A 15,752-nucleotide genomic window follows, 5' to 3' on the forward strand; every position below is an offset into this window, starting at 1 on the left:
GACCGCAGTCCGCGCGCAGTCGGGTTACGGGAACCCGGGAGGTGTTACTTGACCTCGACGGAGGCGCCGGCGCCCTTGAGGGACTCGGCGGCCTTCTCGGCGGCGTCCTTGGCGACCTTCTCGAGAACGGGCTTCGGGGCGCCGTCCACGAGGTCCTTGGCCTCCTTCAGGCCCAGGGAGGTCAGCTCACGCACGACCTTGATGACCTGGATCTTCTTGTCGCCGGCACCGGTGAGGATGACGTCGAACTCGTCCTTCTCCTCCTCGGCCGGGGCAGCCGGGCCACCCTGGGCCGGGCCCGCGACGGCGACGGCCGCGGCGGCGGTGACGTCGAACTTCTCCTCGAACGCCTTCACGAACTCGGAGAGCTCGATGAGGGTCATCTCCTCGAACTGCGCGAGCAGGTCTTCCTGAGACAGCTTCGCCATGATGGGCGATCCTTCCACTAATTCGGCAGGTGCCGGATGTACATGAGTGGCGGGCGTACGTTGGCCCGCTGTGACCCTGGCCGCGTCAGGCGGCCCGGATCAGAAAGCGAGCCGAATTACTCGGCACCGCCCTGCTCGTCCTGCTTGGCACGAAGCGCGTCCACGGTGCGGACGAGCTTCGAGGGAAGCGCCTGGAAGAGCTGCGCAGTCTGCGTCTGCTTGCCCTTGAAGGCGCCCGCCAGCTTGGCGAGCAGAACCTCGCGGGACTCGAGGTCCGCAAGCTTCTTGATCTCGTCGGCGGACATCGCCTTGCCATCAAGGACACCGCCCTTGATGACGAGATTCGGGTTGTCCTTGGCGAAGTCACGGAGACCCTTCGCCGACTCCACCGGGTCACCGGTGACGAAGGCGACGGCCGTCGGACCAGCGAAGAGCTGGTCGTCCAGCGTGATCCCGGCCTCGTTGGCCGCAATCTTGGTCAGCGTGTTCTTCACCACGGCGTACTGGGCGTTCTCACCGAGCGACCGGCGCAGCGTCTTGAGCTGCGCCACGGTGAGACCGCGGTACTCGGTCAGCACGGCGGCGTTGGAGCTGCGGAACTTGTCCGTCAGCTCGGCAACCGCGGCAGCCTTGTCGGGCCTCGCCATAGAGCCTCGGCCTCCTTCCGGGTGATTCTGACCGCGCGGACCCGAAGGAGGACTGGAGAAAACGAAACGCCCCGGCGCAGGCGCTCGGGGCGGACTCGACCGTCGGCACACGCTTGGCGCGTGCCATCCGGGAGTGCTTCCACTTACACCTGCGCGGGTCGTCCACTTTGCAGCGGATCCTTCGGCCACCGCACCCTCATTCGAACGTGCGGCAACGACCAGCGGTCTTTGGCTTCGGTAGGAGAGTACGGGACCGGGGCACCGTCGAGCAAATCGGGCTCCACGGCCCGCCCCGGTCCTGGTGCGGCGGCCGGTCAGGAGGCGCTGACGCCGCTGCCCGTCGCGGTGCCGCCGGCCTTCATCAGGTCCTTGAAGTCCTTGGTGTCGGCGGCCGGGGGCGCCTCGGCGGTGACCCGCACGCCGTAGTCGCTGAAGTAGGCCGTGCTGGTCATCGTGCCGGCGGTCATCTGCGCCTTCTCGACCTTCTTGACCAGCAGGTCCTGTCCGTTGACCCAGATGTCGACGGTTTCCGTGCTGACGCCCGCCTGGCTGAGCTGCTTCTTCAGGCCGGCGAGCTGGCCGGCGTCGAGGTCGCTGTTCTTGCCGGCGAGGTCGGCGACGTCGACCGTGCCGGAGTAGTGCGTGGCGCTGACGCCGGAGACCTGCTCCTCACCGACCTTCTTCACGTCACCGGAGGCCAGCAGCAGCTTCACCGACTGGTTCGGCGTGGTGTTCTGCATCTGGTCCTTCATGTACGCCCCGGAGCCGCCGCCGAGCTTGGCGAGGTCGTCGTAGGCGTACCTGATCCAGTGCTTGCCGCCGGACTGCTGGGCGAACCGCTCGCTCATCCTGGCGTAGTAGGCGTCCGACAGGTAGCGCGCCTCCATCGAGGACGTGCCGGCCTTGCGCATCGCCTCCGCCAGCTTGCCGCCGGTGTAGGTGATGGTGAGGTTGCCCTTCATGCCGTCGCCCCACGTCAGGGCGCCGTTCGCGGTCATCGACATGGTGTCGCCGATGCTGGTGGTGGAACGGACCCTGGCCGACTCCGCCTTGTCGGTGGACTTCTCGGCGGACCGCAGGGCGGCGAGGGGGTTGGCGTGGGTGAGGCTTCTGCCGACCGCCTTGTCGCCCTCCCCGGAGCCCTCCGTGCCGCAGGCGGCCACCCCGGTCAGCGCGGTGACCACCGCGACGGCAAGGGTCACCCGGCGTGCGGTCGTGCTCTTCATTCGTCCTACCCCCATGCGAGTCCGGTGCCTGCACCGTAGCCCAGGCCACTGACAGTCGTACGACAGTCCGCACAAAGAAAGGACGGGCCCCGCACCTCGGAGGTTGCGGGGTCCGCCCTTTGCTTACGCGTCCGTGACGCGGCTGCCGGGTGAGCGCTGGGCTCAGACGGCGGCCGGGTCCTCCTCGACGAGGAGGTTGCGGGTGCGGTTCGAGTCGACCGGAATGCCGGGGCCCATCGTGGTGCTGATGGCGGCCTTCTTGATGTAGCGACCCTTGGCGGCGGACGGCTTCAGACGGAGGATCTCCTCCAGGGCCGCGCCGTAGTTCTCCACCAGCTGGGCGTCCTCGAAGGACGTCTTGCCGATGATGAAGTGCAGGTTCGAGTGCTTGTCGACGCGGAACTCGATCTTGCCGCCCTTGATCTCCGTCACGGCCTTGGCCGTGTCGGGGGTGACGGTGCCGGTCTTCGGGTTCGGCATCAGACCACGCGGGCCGAGGACGCGGCCGAGGCGGCCGACCTTGCCCATGAGGTCCGGGGTGGCGACGACGGCGTCGAAGTCCAGACGGCCCTTCGCCACCTCGTCGATCAGCTCGTCGGCGCCGACGATGTCGGCGCCCGCGGCACGCGCGGCCTCGGCACGGTCGCCGGTCGCGAAGACCAGGACCCGGGCGGTCTTACCGGTGCCGTGCGGGAGGTTCACGGTGCCACGGACCATCTGGTCGGCCTTGCGCGGGTCGACACCCAGACGGAAGGCGACCTCGACGGTGCCGTCGAACTTGGTCGTGGAGGTCTCCTTGGCGAGACGGACGGCCTCGAGCGGGGCGTACTGCTTCTCCCGGTCGATCTTGGCGTCCGCAGCGCGGAGAGCCTTGCTGCGCTTGCTCACAACTGCTCCTGGGGGTTCTGTGAGGAGTCGTGGTACGGGCCGAGCAGGCCCTGCCACGTGCGGCTTTTCACGGCCGCATGACTACGGGGTGGGGAATCAGCCCTCGACCGTGATGCCCATGGAGCGGGCGGTGCCGGCGATGATCTTGGACGCGGCGTCCAGGTCGTTGGCGTTGAGGTCGGGCATCTTGGTCGTGGCGATCTCGCGGACCTGCGCCTCGGTGATCTTGGCGACCTTGGTCTTGTGCGGCTCGCCGGAGCCCTTCTCCACGCCCGCGGCCTTGAGGATCATCTTCGCGGCCGGCGGCGTCTTGGTGACGAAGGTGAAGGAGCGGTCCTCGTAGACCGTGATCTCCACCGGGATCACCCAGCCACGCTGCGACTCGGTCGCGGCGTTGTAGGCCTTGCAGAACTCCATGATGTTGACGCCGTGCTGACCCAGCGCCGGACCGACCGGCGGGGCCGGGTTCGCCGCACCGGCGTTGATCTGGAGCTTGATGAGCCCCGTGACCTTCTTCTTCTTGGGAGGCATAGCTCTCCGGGTCCTTTCAATTCGGGTCCCTGCCCGCATCCGGGGACCACCCGGACGCAGGCATACCGCACAACGATAACGGGTATGGATGCGCGGCCAAAAACCGTGCAGGTCAGGCGGACGCCGAGCGCCTGCCTGACCTGCACGGAAGCGGTTCGTCCAGAAGGAACTAGTTCTTCTGGAAGTGGTGACCCAAGTCTGCCACGTGGGGCGGTCTACTGTAGTGCCCTTTGTGACCTGCGCGGATGCCGGGACTAGTTGTCATCATCTGTCAACGTCGGTTCGCCTCGCACGGCCCCCAGACGGCCCGGGCGTGGGGGACGCGCCGTTGCGGCTCTCATCATGACCAAGCGGGCGGCCCCGGCTCACCGCGTTCGTCGGCTTCCCCGGCCAGGGCCGCCAGGCAGAGGCGGGGGGAGGCTGGTGACGCCACTGAGCACGCAGGCGATGGACCAGAGTGACGACCCCGAAGATAACGGCGATCACCAGAGCACAAAACAAGATCACAAACAGCACGATGATCGCGATGGTGAGGATCCAGGCTTCCCAGCCGCTGGACCGCATAGCCCATTCACCACCCTCGGCTGTCGTCGCTTCAGCCCCCTGTTCAGAGTAGTGCCGATGACTTCTCGCAGGTCAAGAACGCGGGGTGATGACTGATGACTGCTTGTAAGGGGATCGCTACCCAGACCCCTCAGCACCTTCCCAGCTCCCGTCCCGTACGCCGTCGACCCACACACCGTGGAGCGGACGTGGTTCAGGGCGTCAAGGTGGAGCGCGCCACTGTACGAACGACCTTGACGCCCTGGGCCGCGTCTGCTCGGCTCTGCCTGGGTCGATGGTGTGCGGGACGGGAGCCCCCAGCATCCGCCACGATGGACCCGCGGGCGGCGACGGCGCCCCCTCCATCCCGGTGCCGGCCGGTCCCCCGCCGGAGGCACTGTTCTGACCGTGGCCGTGCTCGCGGTGATCGACTCATGGCCATCGGCCCTATCCACACGTGGGCGCGCGGAGGCGCAGCCGGGGCGGAGCGGGCCGGAGGCAGGAGCGGCGCCCCGAGCGGAGCCGTGAGCGCGCCCGGCGGAGCGGAGCGCAGCCGGGGCTTGATGAGGTAGAGAAACCTGTAACTCGTGCCCTGGCGGCCTCGTGGTCCCGGCTATGAGCGGTCTGGCTCCGATTGCAGCGTCTTAAGGACAGACTCAGGGTCCCCGTCGTAGACAAGGTGCGGCTCGTCGGGCTGCGGGGCCACGAATCGCTTGCGATAGCGGATCAGGTCGCTCTCGGCGAAGTAGATCGAGTTCGGATCGTCCTCGTGCCGAGCGTTGCGCTTGCTCACGCGGGCCCACAGCTCCTCGTGGCTTGCCTCGAGGTAGACCACGACCGAGACCGCACCTCCTTCGGTCGCAACCGATCGCCAGTGAGCACGGTCTTCCGGCGTCCAGAAGCCATGGTCCACCACCACATCGTGCCCGGCCTGGAGCTGCTCACGGAGCTCCACCGATGTCTCTTCGAGGATCGGCTGCTCAAGGGTCGGGAACGTTCCTCGGGGGAAGTCGACCCCATACACACCATGTCGGCGGAACATCTCTTCGTCTGGGCAGAGCCTGACGAACCCTCGTGCTGTCAGCGCACGGGCCAGAGTGGTCTTCCCTGAGCCGGGAAGCCCGACCATGAGGACGCAGAACGGTTGACGAGCACTGTTTGCGGCGGTCACTGGGTGACTTCCGATTCCGTCTGCCACGTACGACCGGGGCCGCCGAGGTCGACGCCGTACTCAACGACAGTGCCTTCACTGTCGACGAACTTCGCAGTCATGACGACCACCGGGTCCCGCAGTGCCTTCTCGGGGTCCAGCTCCAGTAGCTCCGCATCTTCCGGGGTGAGCAGTCGGGCCGACGCGGTGTCGAACCGGTGCGTGATGGGGCGGCCGGTTGCTTGCGCGATGAGTTGCAGCGACGTTCCCCCGGTCAGTCGCTCACTGCTGGTGAGCTGTGGGATCAGCTCTCCGTACCTGACGGGAATCCATGACGTCGAGTGCGCGACGATGCCGTGTCGGTCGCGGTAGACCCTGCTGCGCCGGATCACATTCGAGCCGGGCTTGAGATCCAGCGCTTGCGCCACGTCTGCGGGCGCCGGCACCACCGAAGCCTGATGCGAGTCGGACCGTTCGCCGGTTCCCCAACTAGACCCGGTACGGCGGCCTCGGTCCTGGCGCTGAGACCCGGAGGACATAGGGGCAGGACGGTCCAGGACCTCGGTCCCAATGCCGTGGATGCCCCTGACAAGGCCCTCGTTACGCAGCTTCCGCAACGCCTTCTCGGCAGTCGCGGAGCTGACGCTCCACTCCTGCGAGAGGTTCTTGATGCTCGGCAGAAGGGATCCCGGCTGGAGTTCGCCGGACGTGATCAGCTCCGCGTAATGGGCGGCAATCTGCGCATAGGGCGCTCGATTGTCGGCCTGGTCTGCCATCGGGTCAGCTCCCTTGTCTCAGTTGACTGCATCCCTAGCGTACCCCTTGACACCCTAAGGTTCCCTAGGGAACCTTAGGGATGTACCTGCTGCTGAGTTAGCGAGGTCCAGAACCAACTACGCCTGCCCAGGGGCGGCGCTCAACCGCCAAGAAGAACCGCCGCCCCTGGCTCCCTCGAAGGGAAGTCCCATCATGCCCGCGACTCTGGTTGCTGAACACGTCCCCTCGGTCGCTTTATCTGTGCCGTCCGTGTCGGTCGAAGAGCTGTCGAACGGTGAGCGGACTGTGGCGCTGTACGCCTCGGATCTGCCGGACGGCTATCGCTACAAGCGCGGGGACGAAGCGCAGCTTGTTGCCTGGATCATTCAGGGGGCCAACCGGGTGGGCCTGGACCGGCTCCGTCACGTCGCCGCGCTGGAGGCCGGATACCGGCGTCTTGAGGCGCGAAAGCGGGTCACGGCTGAGCAGAAGCGGACTCACGCCGAGCGCTTCCCGAACCGCAAGCGCGACCGGCGGGCCGGGGAACTGGCTGCGCTCGTTACGCACTTCTCCTCCATGAGTGATGAGGCTCGGGAGCGTGGCGGCCGGTTCCTGCTGGACGGGCCGTGCCCCGAGTGCGGCGACACCCGACAGGTGTGGGCGTGCTGGGCCGTCGACGTGGATGCGGACTGGTACGAGGAGGGCTACGGTCCGTGCTCGCTGTGCGGGGGTGCCGCGTGACGGTGTTCCCCGTCCCTCCGGAGGCCGTGGCCGGTGCTGCGGCCTCCATGGGCGTTGACCCTGTGACCCTGGCAGACCTGCTGCGGGTGGCGAACTCGCCCGGCTTCGATCGGTGGCAGGAACAGGTGCGCCGTACCGGCGGCTGCGCTCACCCGATCCGGCTCATGGGTCAGACCGTGACCCGCGATGCCAAGACTGGTGACGTGCTGTACTCCTACAGCACTGAGCAGGAGCCAGGCGGCATGCTGCGAGTCGCCTGCGGCAACCGGCGGGCCTCCCGCTGCCCGGCCTGCGCGTGGACCTACGCGGGCGACACCTATCACCTGATCCGGGCTGGGATCACGGGGGATGAGCGCAAGGACGTGCCTGCGACCGTGCGGGATCACCCTCGCGTCTTCGCCACCCTCACTGCCCCGTCGTTCGGCCCGGTTCACAACCGGCCCGACTCCGGCCGCTGCCGCTGCGGGAGCTCCCACGCCGAGGATGACCCGGCCCTCGGCACAGCCCTTGATCCGGAACGGTACGACTACGCGGGCGCGGTGCTGTTCAACAACTACGCCGGGGATCTGTGGCGGCGCTTCACCATCTACCTGCGCCGGGAAATCGCCGCGCGGGCGGGGCTGACACAGTCGGCGCTGCGGGAGGTGTGCCAGGTCTCCTTCGGCAAGGTCGCCGAGTTCCAAAAACGCGGGGCCGTGCACTTTCACGCCGTGGTGCGCCTAGACGGTCCGGCTGGTCCCGACACCGCTCCGCCGGCCTGGGCAACGGTGGCTCTGCTGGACGGGGCGATTCGGGCCGCCGCCGGGCGCGTCTCGGTGCCGGTGCCTGAGTCCGGCAACCATCCGGAGCGTGTCCTGCGCTGGGGCTCCCAGGTCGACGTGCAGGCCATCGGTGCGCTGGGCCGTGAGGAACTGACCGAACAGGCGGTCGCCTCGTACGTGGCGAAGTACGCCACGAAGGCGGCCGAGACCACGGGCACCGTCGACCGCCGCATCGGGGAGCTGGCGGAGCTGGACAAGCTGCCGCTGCCTGCACACACCCGGCGGCTCATCGAAGCCTGCTGGGCGCTGCATGACGCCTACCCGGAACGGCTGCTGGCCCGGTGGGCTCACATGCTCGGCTTCCGTGGCCACTTCTCCACCAAGTCCCGCAGCTACTCCACCACCCTCGGCGCGCTGCGCCAGGCGCGGGCCGACTTCCGGGCCCAGCAGGAACGCCGCGCACGCGGGCTCTCCGAAGACCTCGACGACTCGGAGGGCTCCACGCTCGTGCTCGCCCACTGGGCCTACGCCGGACAGGGCCACACCCCCGGTGAATCCTGGCTCGCCTCCTCAATCGCGCGGGATATCCGGCTGAACCGCGAGACAGCACGCGAAGCCTTGGCAGACCTGGACGACTGGGAGGTGTCCGCATGAGGCGCTCACTGCCGTCTCGCTACCTGACCCCGATCGACGTCGCTGACCTGCTCGGCGTGCCGGTCGAGACCGTCTACCAGTGGCGGCGCAAGGGCACCGGTCCCCGCGGCTTCCGCGTCGGCCGGCATCTCCGCTTCGACCCCGAAGACGTCCGCACCTGGGTCGAATCTCTGATGGAGGGGGCCGCCTGATGGCCGGACACATCCAAGACCGGTGGTACAAGACTGAGCCGGGACCGGACGGCAAGCCCGTGAGGGTCAAGACTGAACGCTTCGGCGTCGGCCTGCGCTACCGCGCCCGCTACATCGGGCCGGACGGCTCCGAGAAATCCAAGAGCTTCCCGGACAAGCAGAAACGCAAGGCCGAACAGTGGCTCGCCAACATCGAAGCGGATATGTCGCGGGGCCACTACATCGACCCGGCTGCCGGAAAGATCACGTTCAGGAAGTACGCCGAAGACTGGTTGGCCTCGCAGACGACTGACCCGGCTACCAGGGTCGCGGTCGAAAGTCGGTTACGGCTTCATGCCTTTCCGTACCTGGGCAGTCGGCCGCTGGCCTCGTTCCAGCCGTCGCACATCCGCTCTTGGGCTCGGCTCCTGGAGGACACGGGGGCGGCAAGCTCTTATCGGCGGGTGATCTTCGGGAACGTCTCGGCCGTGCTGTCGGCCGCCGTGGATGACGGCTACCTGGCGCGCAACCCGTGCCGGGCTGGTTCGGTCCGGCCGCCCAAGCCGTCCCCCGGACGAGTCACCCCCTGGTCGCCTGATCGCGTCTTCGCGGTCCGGGCCGGGATGCCTGATCGGCTCCGGGCCATGGTCGACGTGGGCGCGGGCTGCGGCCTCCGACAGGGCGAGATCTTCGGGCTAGCCGTGGACGACGTGGACCCGCTGTCCGGAGTGCTGCATGTCACACAACAGGTGAAGCTGGTGAACGGTCACCTGATCTACGCGCCGCCCAAGAACAACAAGCTGCGTGACGTACCTCTCCCCGACTCGGTGGCGTCCGTCCTCGCGAAGCACATGACGGCCTTCCCGCCGGTCGAGGTGACCTTGCCGTGGCTGCGCTCGGACGGACCGCCGGTGACCAAGCTCCTGTACTTCTCCACCCAAGAGGGTGGAGCGCTCCGCCGGAACGACTTCAACACCCACGCCTGGAAGCCTGCGCTGGCTTCCGCCGGCATCATCCCGGTGCCTGGCGTGGGCGAGAGGTACAAGGAATCCCGCGAAGACGGCATGCACGCCCTACGGCACTTCTACGCCTCGGTCCTCCTGGACTCGGGCGAGAGCGTCAAGGCCGTGAGCACCTACCTGGGACACAGCGATGCCGGGTTCACCCTGCGGACGTACACCCACCTGATGCCGACCAGTGAGACCCGGACCCGGAAAGCCGTGGATGCGGTCTATCGGAAGGCCCGGAGGCCACCCACGGCCCAGTGACGGCCCCCTGGACGCGAGAGAGCCCCTGCCCAACGGGAAACCGCTGGTCAGGGGCTCTCTCGGATGATCGCGAAGCTAGTTCTTCTGGATCTGGTCGAAGGAGAGCTCGACCGGCGTCTCGCGGCCGAAGATCTCCACCAGGCCCTTGACCTTCTTCGAGTCGGGGTTGATCTCGTTGATGGTCGCCTGGAGCGTGGCGAACGGGCCGTCGGTGACGGTGACCGAGTCGCCGACCTCGAAGTCCAGCACCTGGACCTCGACCTTGCGCTGCGGGGCGGGCTTGCCCTCGGCCTCGGCGGCCTCGCGGGCGGCCTTCTCCTCGGCCTCCGGGGCGAGCATCTTGACGATCTCGTCCAGGGTCAGCGGGTAGGGGTCGTAGGCGTTGCCCACGAAGCCGGTGACACCCGGGGTGTTGCGGACGACGCCCCAGGACTCGTTCGTCAGGTCCATGCGGACCAGGACGTAACCCGGCAGCTTGTTCTGCTTGATCGTCTTGCGGTCGCCGTTCTTGATCTGGACGACCTCTTCCTGCGGCACCTCGGCCTGGAAGATGTAGTCCTCGACGTTCAGCGAGACGGCGCGCTGCTCCAGGTTGGTCTTCACGCGGTTCTCGTAGCCGGCGTAGGTGTGGATGACGTACCACTCGCCGGGCAGGGTGCGAAGCTCCTCGCGCAGGGCCTGGACGGGGTCGACGGGCTCGGCCGGCTCCTCCTCGGCCTCCGCGACCGGGGCGGCGGGCTCGTCGTCCGTGACGTCCGCGCCCTCCTCGTCCTCGACGTGCAGGGCGGCCTCCTCGGCCGGCTCCCCCAGTTCGGCCTCGGCAGCCTCGAACTCGTCCCGCTCGTCCGCGCCCTCGACGATGTCGAGCTCGTCGTCCACCGTCTCGTCCGGCTCGATGGCGTCGTTCAGGTTCGGGTCAGACACGATGGCTGCTTCTTCCTGGATACATAGGGGTGGAACATGCGAAAACGGGCGCCGGTACCACGGCGCCCTTCGCTTTCGGCTCAGCCGAAGACGTACTTGGCCGCGTGGTTGAGCCCATAGTCAATCACGGTCACCAGGGCGATCATGATGGCGACGAAGAAGATCACCACGGTCGTGTACGACGTCAGCTGGTTGCGAGTCGGCCAGACGACCTTGCGGAGTTCCGCGACGATCTGGCGGTAGAAGATGGCGAGGCGCTTCAGCGGGCCCTTCTTGGCGCGCTTGCCGCCCTTGCGGTTCTTCTTCTTGGACTCGGGCACCTGGTCCTGAGCATCAGGCGTGTCGATGGAGCCCACGGCGTCCGTCATTCGTCCTCACCTGATCCCGGGTCGTGGCCGTGCCGCGCCCGGTTTCTGAGCCGCACGGCGGTGCATTGCTGTACGTACATGCGCACACATCCTGGCGGTGTGTGTAGCAGGGCCGGAGGGACTTGAACCCCCAACCGCTGGTTTTGGAGACCAGTGCTCTACCAATTGAGCTACGACCCTTTGTGTGTCCCCCAACGTACCGCATTCGGCCGGATGCTCGGTGTGCACCGGCTGTGCAGCGGCCGCTGAAGGCCAACGAGGGAAGAGTGTACGTGGTCCGGGGCCCGGCGTCGAACAGAAAGACCCGGTCCGGGGTCGTCGGAGTGAAGATCGTCCAGGCCGGAGGCGGGATTCGGACCCGTGTTCACGCCTCGACCCATTGCTGTTCAGTCTGTGAAACCCGCGTGCCGGGGCCATTTCCGGTCTGAAACGATGGGCGCATGAGCGCTGCAACCCCTCCCACCGAGCGCCGGGTCTCCGCCCGAGTCGGCGCGATCTCCGAGTCCGCCACCCTCGCCGTGGACGCCAAGGCCAAGGCCCTGAAGGCCGCCGGGCGTCCGGTGATCGGCTTCGGCGCCGGTGAGCCCGACTTCCCGACTCCGGACTACATCGTCGAGGCGGCCGTCGAGGCCTGCAAGAACCCGAAGTACCACCGGTACACGCCGGCCGGCGGCCTGCCGGAGCTGAAGGCCGCGATCGCCGCGAAGACGCTGCGTGACTCCGGCTGGGAGCCCGACGTCTCGCAGATCCTGGTCACCAACGGCGGCAAGCAGGCCATCTACGAGGCGTTCGCCGCGATCCTCGACCCGGGCGACGAGGTCATCGTCCCGGCGCCGTACTGGACGACCTACCCGGAGTCGATCCGCCTGGCCGGCGGTGTCCCGGTCGACGTCGTCGCCGACGAGACCACCGGCTACCGCGTCACCGTGGAGCAGCTGGAGGCGGCGCGCACGGAGAAGACCAAGGTCGTCCTCTTCGTCTCCCCCTCCAACCCGACCGGCGCGGTGTACTCCGAGGCCGAGACCGAGGCGATCGGCCGCTGGGCCGTCGAGCACGGTCTGTGGGTGCTGACCGACGAGATCTACGAGCACCTGGTCTACGGCGACGCGTCCGCCGTGTCCCTGCCGGCGCTGCTGCCCGAGCTGCGTGACAAGTGCGTCGTGGTCAACGGTGTCGCCAAGACGTACGCCATGACCGGCTGGCGGGTGGGCTGGGTCATCGGCCCGAAGGACGTGGTCAAGGCCGCGACGAACCTGCAGTCGCACGCCACCTCGAACGTCTCCAACGTGGCCCAGGTGGCCGCCCTGGCCGCCGTCTCCGGCGACCTGGAGGCCGTGGCGAAGATGCGTGAGGCCTTCGACCGCCGCCGCCGCACGATCGTGCGGATGCTCAACGAGATCGACGGCGTGCTCTGCCCGGAGCCCGAGGGCGCCTTCTACGCCTACCCGTCGGTCAAGGCCCTGCTCGGCAAGGAGATCCGCGGCAAGCGCCCGCAGGACACCGTGGAGCTGGCCGCTCTCATCCTGGAGGAGGCCGAGGTCGCGGTCGTCCCGGGTGAGGCCTTCGGCACGCCGGGCTACCTGCGGCTGTCGTACGCGCTCGGGGACGAGGACCTCGTCGAGGGCGTGAGCCGGATCCAGAAGCTGCTGGCGGAGGCGCGGGACTAGCCCGTCGTACTCACGCGCGTGTGCGGGCCGTTTCCCTCCGGGGAGGCGGCCCGCTCCTGTGTGCGAGCAAGAGCACGTAAGGGGAAACGGCTACCGGGACGGCGGTGACGTGCGGCAGGATCTGGGAATGGAGCATGTACGTGATCTCTCCCGACTGCCGAAGGCCCATCTGCACCTGCACTTCACCGGTTCGATGCGGCCGACGACCGTCCTGGAACTGGCCGACAAGTACGGCGTACGCCTGCCCGAGGCCCTGACGGACGCCCTGACCAGCGGGGAACCGCCGCGGCTGCGGGCGACGGACGAGCGGGGATGGTTCCGCTTCCAGCGGCTGTACGACGCGGCGCGCTCCTGCCTGAGAGAGCCCGAGGACATCCGGCGGCTGGTCCGGGAGGCCGCGGAGGAGGACGTGCGGGACGGTTCGGGCTGGCTGGAGATCCAGGTGGACCCCACGTCGTACGCGCCCCGGATGGGCGGTCTGATCCCGGCCCTGGAGATCATTCTGGACGCGGTCGAGACGACGTCCCGGGAGACCGGGCTCGGTATGCGGGTGCTGGTGGCGGCGAACCGCATGAAGCACCCCCTGGACGCCCGTACGCTGGCCCGGCTCGCGGTGCGGTACGCCGACCGGGGCGTCGTCGGCTTCGGGCTGTCGAACGACGAGCGGCGCGGGATGGCGCGGGACTTCGACCGTGCCTTCCACATCGCGCGTGAGGGCGGCCTGCTGGCGGCCCCGCACGGCGGCGAGCTGACCGGTCCGGCGTCGGTGCGCGACTGCCTGGACGATCTGCACGCCTCCCGGATCGGGCACGGCGTGCGCGCCGCGGAGGACCCGCGGCTGCTGAAGCGGCTGGCGGACCGGGGCATCACCTGCGAGGTGTGCCCGGCGTCGAACGTCGCGCTCGGTGTCTACGAGAAGCCCGAGGACGTCCCCCTGCGGACCCTCTTCGAGGCGGGCGTCCCGCTGGCCCTGGGCGCCGACGACCCGCTGCTCTTCGGTTCCCGCCTCGCGGCCCAGTACGTCATCGCCCGCGAGCACCACGGCTTCACGGACGCCGAACTCGCCGAGCTGGCCCGCCAGTCCATCCGCGGTTCGGCCGCCCCGGAGGACGTCAGGGCCCGGCTGCTGTCCGGCGTGGACGACTGGCTGACTCACCCGGCCGCCTGAAATCGGCGTACGGCGGATAGGCCTGGAAGCAGATCAGCACCTCGGGGCCGCGCGGGTCGCCGGGCTCGCCCGCCAGGCCCCGGAAGCAGTCCATGAGGGCGGATCCGCCCTCGACGATCCCCTTCCGCCGCGGGCCCCAGCCCGCCGCGTACGCGCAGGACATCGCCGTGTCGGCGAAGACGCCCCGGCTGCCGGTGAGGAAGAGCGTCCGGGCGTGGGTGGTGGGCCGCAGCTCCTCACGGCAGTCGGCGCGGTGCCGGCGCCGCTCCCGGTCGGCCGCGTCGCGCGCGGTACGTGCCTCGTCGGTCCGGACGGTGAGCGGGGTGCCCCGGACGAGTCCGCGGCGCAGCTCGGGCCAGGCGCTGGGCCGCAGCCCGTGGCTGTGGTGCACGAGCACCAGGTCGACCGGCTCGCCGCCGCCCGCGTGGTGGGCGGTGGCGGTGTCGCGCAGCGGGACGTGGACGATGGTGTGGCGCGAGCGGGCGGCGAAGGCGAACAGGCCGGCCAGACGGTTCAGCCCGTCGTGATCACCGGTGAGCAGGCCGTGCGGCTCCGGGGCGCGCAGTGAGGTGTGCCGCAGGGGCGGCCAGGGCTGGACGACGCGGCGCTCGTGCGGGCCCGTCCTGGGCCGGAACTCGCGCAGCGTCAGCCTCATGCCGTCACAGGCTCACGCCGACGGTCACGGGTTCGTTGACCAGGGTGACCCCGAAGGCCTCGCGGACCCCGGCGACGACCTCGCGGGCCAGGGCCAGCAGGTCCTCGGTGGTCGCGCCGCCCCGGTTGGTGAGGGCGAGCGTGTGCTTGGTGGAGATGCGGGCGGGCCCTGTGCCGTAGCCCTTGGTGAAGCCCGCCTTGTCGATCAGCCAGGCCGCCGAGGTCTTGGTGCGGCCCTCCCCGGCCGGGTACGCGGGCGGCTCGGCGCCCTCGCCCAGCCGCTCCCGCACGCGCGCGTGGAAGGCGGTGAACTGCTCCTCGGTGAGGATCGGGTTGGTGAAGAAGGACCCGGCGGACCAGGTGTCGTGGTCCTCGGGGTCGAGCACCATGCCCTTCCCGGCGCGCAGCTTCAGCACGGTCTCGCGGGCCGCGGCGAGCGGCACCCTGTCGCCCGGTTCGACACCGAGCGCGCGGGCCGCCTCGGCGTACTTGACGGGCGCCGACAGACCGCCCGCGTCCTCGAGACCGAAGCGGACCCGCAGCACGACGTAGCGCTCGGGGTCGGCCTTGAAGCGGCTGTGCCGGTAGGAGAAGGCGCACCCCTCGTTCGTCAGCGTGACCGTCTCGCCGGCCCGGCGGTCGTAGGCGATCACCTCGGTGACCGTCGCGGAGACCTCCTGGCCGTAGGCGCCCACGTTCTGGATCGGGGTGGCGCCCGCGGAGCCCGGGATCCCGGCCAGGCACTCGATCCCGGCGAGCCCGGCCTCGACGCTGCGTGCGACGGCGTCCGTCCAGACCTCGCCGGCCGCCAGCTCCAGTGTGGTGCCGCGCAGTTCGACGCCGCGCGTGGCGATGCGCAGGGCGGTGCCGTCGAAGCCCTTGTCGCCGATGACCAGGTTGGACCCGCCGCCGATGATCAGCAGCGGCGTCCCGGTGTCGTCGGCCCGGCGGACGGCGTCGATCACCTCCGCGTCGGTGGTGGCGGTGACCAGCCGGGCCGCGGGGCCGCCCAGCCGGAAGGTGGTCAGCGGGGCGAGGGGGGCGTCGTGGAGTTCCTGCACGGGCCCAAGACTACGAGACGGCGCCGACGGCCCGGTGGCGCCGGCCTTCCCTGTGAGCGGAGAGGGCAGGATTCGAACCTGCGTGGACCCCGTGGGATCCGACCTCAAGACAAGCCCTCGGTCCCCGATAAACCACTCCGGGCACCT

The 15,752-nt window shown here is 69.0% G+C and carries 17 protein-coding genes and 1 tRNA gene; 6 read left to right on the forward strand and 12 right to left on the reverse strand.

Going from position 1 to position 15,752, the window contains the following annotated elements; all coding sequences use genetic code 11:
• Nucleotides 1–44: 44 nt before the first annotated feature.
• The 7 genes from rplL to ABZ478_RS23370 form a co-directional block, all read right to left on the reverse strand.
• The gene (rplL, locus tag ABZ478_RS23340) at nt 45–428 is read right to left on the reverse strand and encodes a 50S ribosomal protein L7/L12 (protein WP_004927351.1); all 384 of its coding nucleotides are present in this window, start codon (nt 426–428) and stop codon (nt 45–47) included.
• A gap of 116 nt (nt 429–544) precedes the next feature.
• The gene (gene rplJ / locus ABZ478_RS23345) at nt 545–1,075 is read right to left on the reverse strand and encodes a 50S ribosomal protein L10 (RefSeq protein ID WP_030823469.1); all 531 of its coding nucleotides are present in this window, start codon (nt 1,073–1,075) and stop codon (nt 545–547) included.
• Nucleotides 1,076–1,389: 314 nt separating this feature from the next.
• Nucleotides 1,390–2,301, reverse strand: a complete 912-nt coding sequence (locus tag ABZ478_RS23350; RefSeq protein WP_359552399.1) for a hypothetical protein — start codon at nt 2,299–2,301, stop codon at nt 1,390–1,392.
• Between the two features lie 162 nt (nt 2,302–2,463).
• Nucleotides 2,464–3,189: a 50S ribosomal protein L1 gene (gene rplA / locus ABZ478_RS23355; protein ID WP_358928171.1), complete on the reverse strand. Its 726-nt coding sequence runs from the start codon at nt 3,187–3,189 to the stop codon at nt 2,464–2,466.
• Nucleotides 3,190–3,285: 96 nt separating this feature from the next.
• Nucleotides 3,286–3,720 carry a 50S ribosomal protein L11 gene (rplK, locus tag ABZ478_RS23360; RefSeq protein WP_018543896.1) on the reverse strand — a complete coding sequence of 145 codons (435 nt, stop codon included), beginning with the start codon at nt 3,718–3,720 and terminating at the stop codon, nt 3,286–3,288.
• Between the two features lie 1,156 nt (nt 3,721–4,876).
• Nucleotides 4,877–5,434, reverse strand: coding sequence for an ATP-binding protein (locus ABZ478_RS23365; protein ID WP_359552401.1), 558 nt, complete (start codon nt 5,432–5,434; stop codon nt 4,877–4,879).
• The gene (locus ABZ478_RS23370; protein WP_359552402.1) at nt 5,431–6,189 is read right to left on the reverse strand and encodes a GntR family transcriptional regulator; all 759 of its coding nucleotides are present in this window, start codon (nt 6,187–6,189) and stop codon (nt 5,431–5,433) included. The genes ABZ478_RS23365 and ABZ478_RS23370 overlap by 4 nt, the downstream gene beginning before the upstream one ends.
• A gap of 193 nt (nt 6,190–6,382) precedes the next feature.
• On the opposite strand from ABZ478_RS23370, the gene ABZ478_RS23375 reads away from it, so the two are divergent.
• From ABZ478_RS23375 to ABZ478_RS23390, 4 genes are read left to right on the forward strand one after another with little or no spacing between them, the layout of a single operon-like run.
• Nucleotides 6,383–6,910 (forward strand): hypothetical protein, encoded by a 528-nt coding sequence (locus ABZ478_RS23375; RefSeq protein WP_359552404.1) that lies wholly within the window; start codon nt 6,383–6,385, stop codon nt 6,908–6,910.
• A 47-nt stretch (nt 6,911–6,957) separates the two neighbouring features.
• The gene (gene repSA, locus ABZ478_RS23380) at nt 6,958–8,325 is read left to right on the forward strand and encodes a replication initiator protein RepSA (RefSeq protein WP_359552599.1); all 1,368 of its coding nucleotides are present in this window, start codon (nt 6,958–6,960) and stop codon (nt 8,323–8,325) included.
• Nucleotides 8,322–8,516, forward strand: a complete 195-nt coding sequence (locus ABZ478_RS23385; protein WP_359552406.1) for a helix-turn-helix domain-containing protein — start codon at nt 8,322–8,324, stop codon at nt 8,514–8,516. The genes repSA and ABZ478_RS23385 overlap by 4 nt, the downstream gene beginning before the upstream one ends.
• Nucleotides 8,516–9,763, forward strand: a complete 1,248-nt coding sequence (locus ABZ478_RS23390) for a site-specific integrase (protein ID WP_359552408.1) — start codon at nt 8,516–8,518, stop codon at nt 9,761–9,763. The genes ABZ478_RS23385 and ABZ478_RS23390 overlap by 1 nt, the downstream gene beginning before the upstream one ends.
• A 75-nt stretch (nt 9,764–9,838) precedes the next feature.
• Here ABZ478_RS23390 and nusG read toward each other — a convergent pair whose 3' ends face one another.
• The 3 genes from nusG to ABZ478_RS23405 form a co-directional block, all read right to left on the reverse strand.
• A complete protein-coding gene (gene nusG, locus ABZ478_RS23395; protein ID WP_358928174.1) occupies nt 9,839–10,687 on the reverse strand; it encodes a transcription termination/antitermination protein NusG in 849 nt (282 codons plus the stop codon).
• A gap of 80 nt (nt 10,688–10,767) precedes the next feature.
• Nucleotides 10,768–11,055 (reverse strand): preprotein translocase subunit SecE, encoded by a 288-nt coding sequence (secE, locus tag ABZ478_RS23400; protein ID WP_359552410.1) that lies wholly within the window; start codon nt 11,053–11,055, stop codon nt 10,768–10,770.
• A gap of 107 nt (nt 11,056–11,162) precedes the next feature.
• Nucleotides 11,163–11,235: transfer RNA gene (locus tag ABZ478_RS23405), tRNA-Trp, on the reverse strand.
• 260 nt (nt 11,236–11,495) lie between these two features.
• On the opposite strand from ABZ478_RS23405, the gene ABZ478_RS23410 reads away from it, so the two are divergent.
• Complete coding sequence (locus tag ABZ478_RS23410; RefSeq protein WP_359552412.1) at nt 11,496–12,722, forward strand: pyridoxal phosphate-dependent aminotransferase; 1,227 nt, start codon at nt 11,496–11,498, stop codon at nt 12,720–12,722.
• Nucleotides 12,723–12,849: 127 nt separating this feature from the next.
• On the forward strand, nt 12,850–13,890 hold the full coding sequence (locus ABZ478_RS23415) for an adenosine deaminase (RefSeq protein ID WP_359552414.1): 1,041 nt from the start codon (nt 12,850–12,852) through the stop codon (nt 13,888–13,890).
• Here ABZ478_RS23415 and ABZ478_RS23420 read toward each other — a convergent pair.
• Both ABZ478_RS23420 and ABZ478_RS23425 read right to left on the reverse strand, forming a co-directional pair.
• Nucleotides 13,835–14,545 (reverse strand): hypothetical protein, encoded by a 711-nt coding sequence (locus tag ABZ478_RS23420; RefSeq protein ID WP_359552416.1) that lies wholly within the window; start codon nt 14,543–14,545, stop codon nt 13,835–13,837. The two genes, ABZ478_RS23415 and ABZ478_RS23420, sit on opposite strands and share 56 nt — an antisense overlap.
• A gap of 4 nt (nt 14,546–14,549) precedes the next feature.
• Nucleotides 14,550–15,605 (reverse strand): UDP-N-acetylmuramate dehydrogenase, encoded by a 1,056-nt coding sequence (locus ABZ478_RS23425; RefSeq protein WP_359552418.1) that lies wholly within the window; start codon nt 15,603–15,605, stop codon nt 14,550–14,552.
• Nucleotides 15,606–15,752 lie beyond the last annotated feature (147 nt).

The organism is Streptomyces sp. NPDC005706, from assembly GCF_040631045.1.
In the GTDB taxonomy this organism is placed as follows: Bacteria; Actinomycetota; Actinomycetes; order Streptomycetales; family Streptomycetaceae; genus Streptomyces.

Bases quoted from the DNA above. Each gene is read 5' to 3' on its own strand.
- secE (WP_359552410.1), bottom strand. From the start codon at position 11,055: ATGACGGACGCCGTGGGCTCCATCGACACGCCTGATGCTCAGGACCAG.
- rplK (WP_018543896.1), bottom strand. From the start codon at position 3,720: ATGCCTCCCAAGAAGAAGAAGGTCACGGGGCTCATCAAGCTCCAGATC.
- ABZ478_RS23420 (WP_359552416.1), bottom strand. From the start codon at position 14,545: ATGAGGCTGACGCTGCGCGAGTTCCGGCCCAGGACGGGCCCGCACGAG.
- ABZ478_RS23375 (WP_359552404.1), top strand. From the start codon at position 6,383: ATGCCCGCGACTCTGGTTGCTGAACACGTCCCCTCGGTCGCTTTATCT.
- ABZ478_RS23410 (WP_359552412.1), top strand. From the start codon at position 11,496: ATGAGCGCTGCAACCCCTCCCACCGAGCGCCGGGTCTCCGCCCGAGTC.
- ABZ478_RS23385 (WP_359552406.1), top strand. From the start codon at position 8,322: ATGAGGCGCTCACTGCCGTCTCGCTACCTGACCCCGATCGACGTCGCT.
- repSA (WP_359552599.1), top strand. From the start codon at position 6,958: ATGGGCGTTGACCCTGTGACCCTGGCAGACCTGCTGCGGGTGGCGAAC.
- ABZ478_RS23415 (WP_359552414.1), top strand. From the start codon at position 12,850: ATGGAGCATGTACGTGATCTCTCCCGACTGCCGAAGGCCCATCTGCAC.
- ABZ478_RS23370 (WP_359552402.1), bottom strand. From the start codon at position 6,189: ATGGCAGACCAGGCCGACAATCGAGCGCCCTATGCGCAGATTGCCGCC.
- ABZ478_RS23350 (WP_359552399.1), bottom strand. From the start codon at position 2,301: ATGAAGAGCACGACCGCACGCCGGGTGACCCTTGCCGTCGCGGTGGTC.
- ABZ478_RS23390 (WP_359552408.1), top strand. From the start codon at position 8,516: ATGGCCGGACACATCCAAGACCGGTGGTACAAGACTGAGCCGGGACCG.
- rplL (WP_004927351.1), bottom strand. From the start codon at position 428: ATGGCGAAGCTGTCTCAGGAAGACCTGCTCGCGCAGTTCGAGGAGATG.
- rplJ (WP_030823469.1), bottom strand. From the start codon at position 1,075: ATGGCGAGGCCCGACAAGGCTGCCGCGGTTGCCGAGCTGACGGACAAG.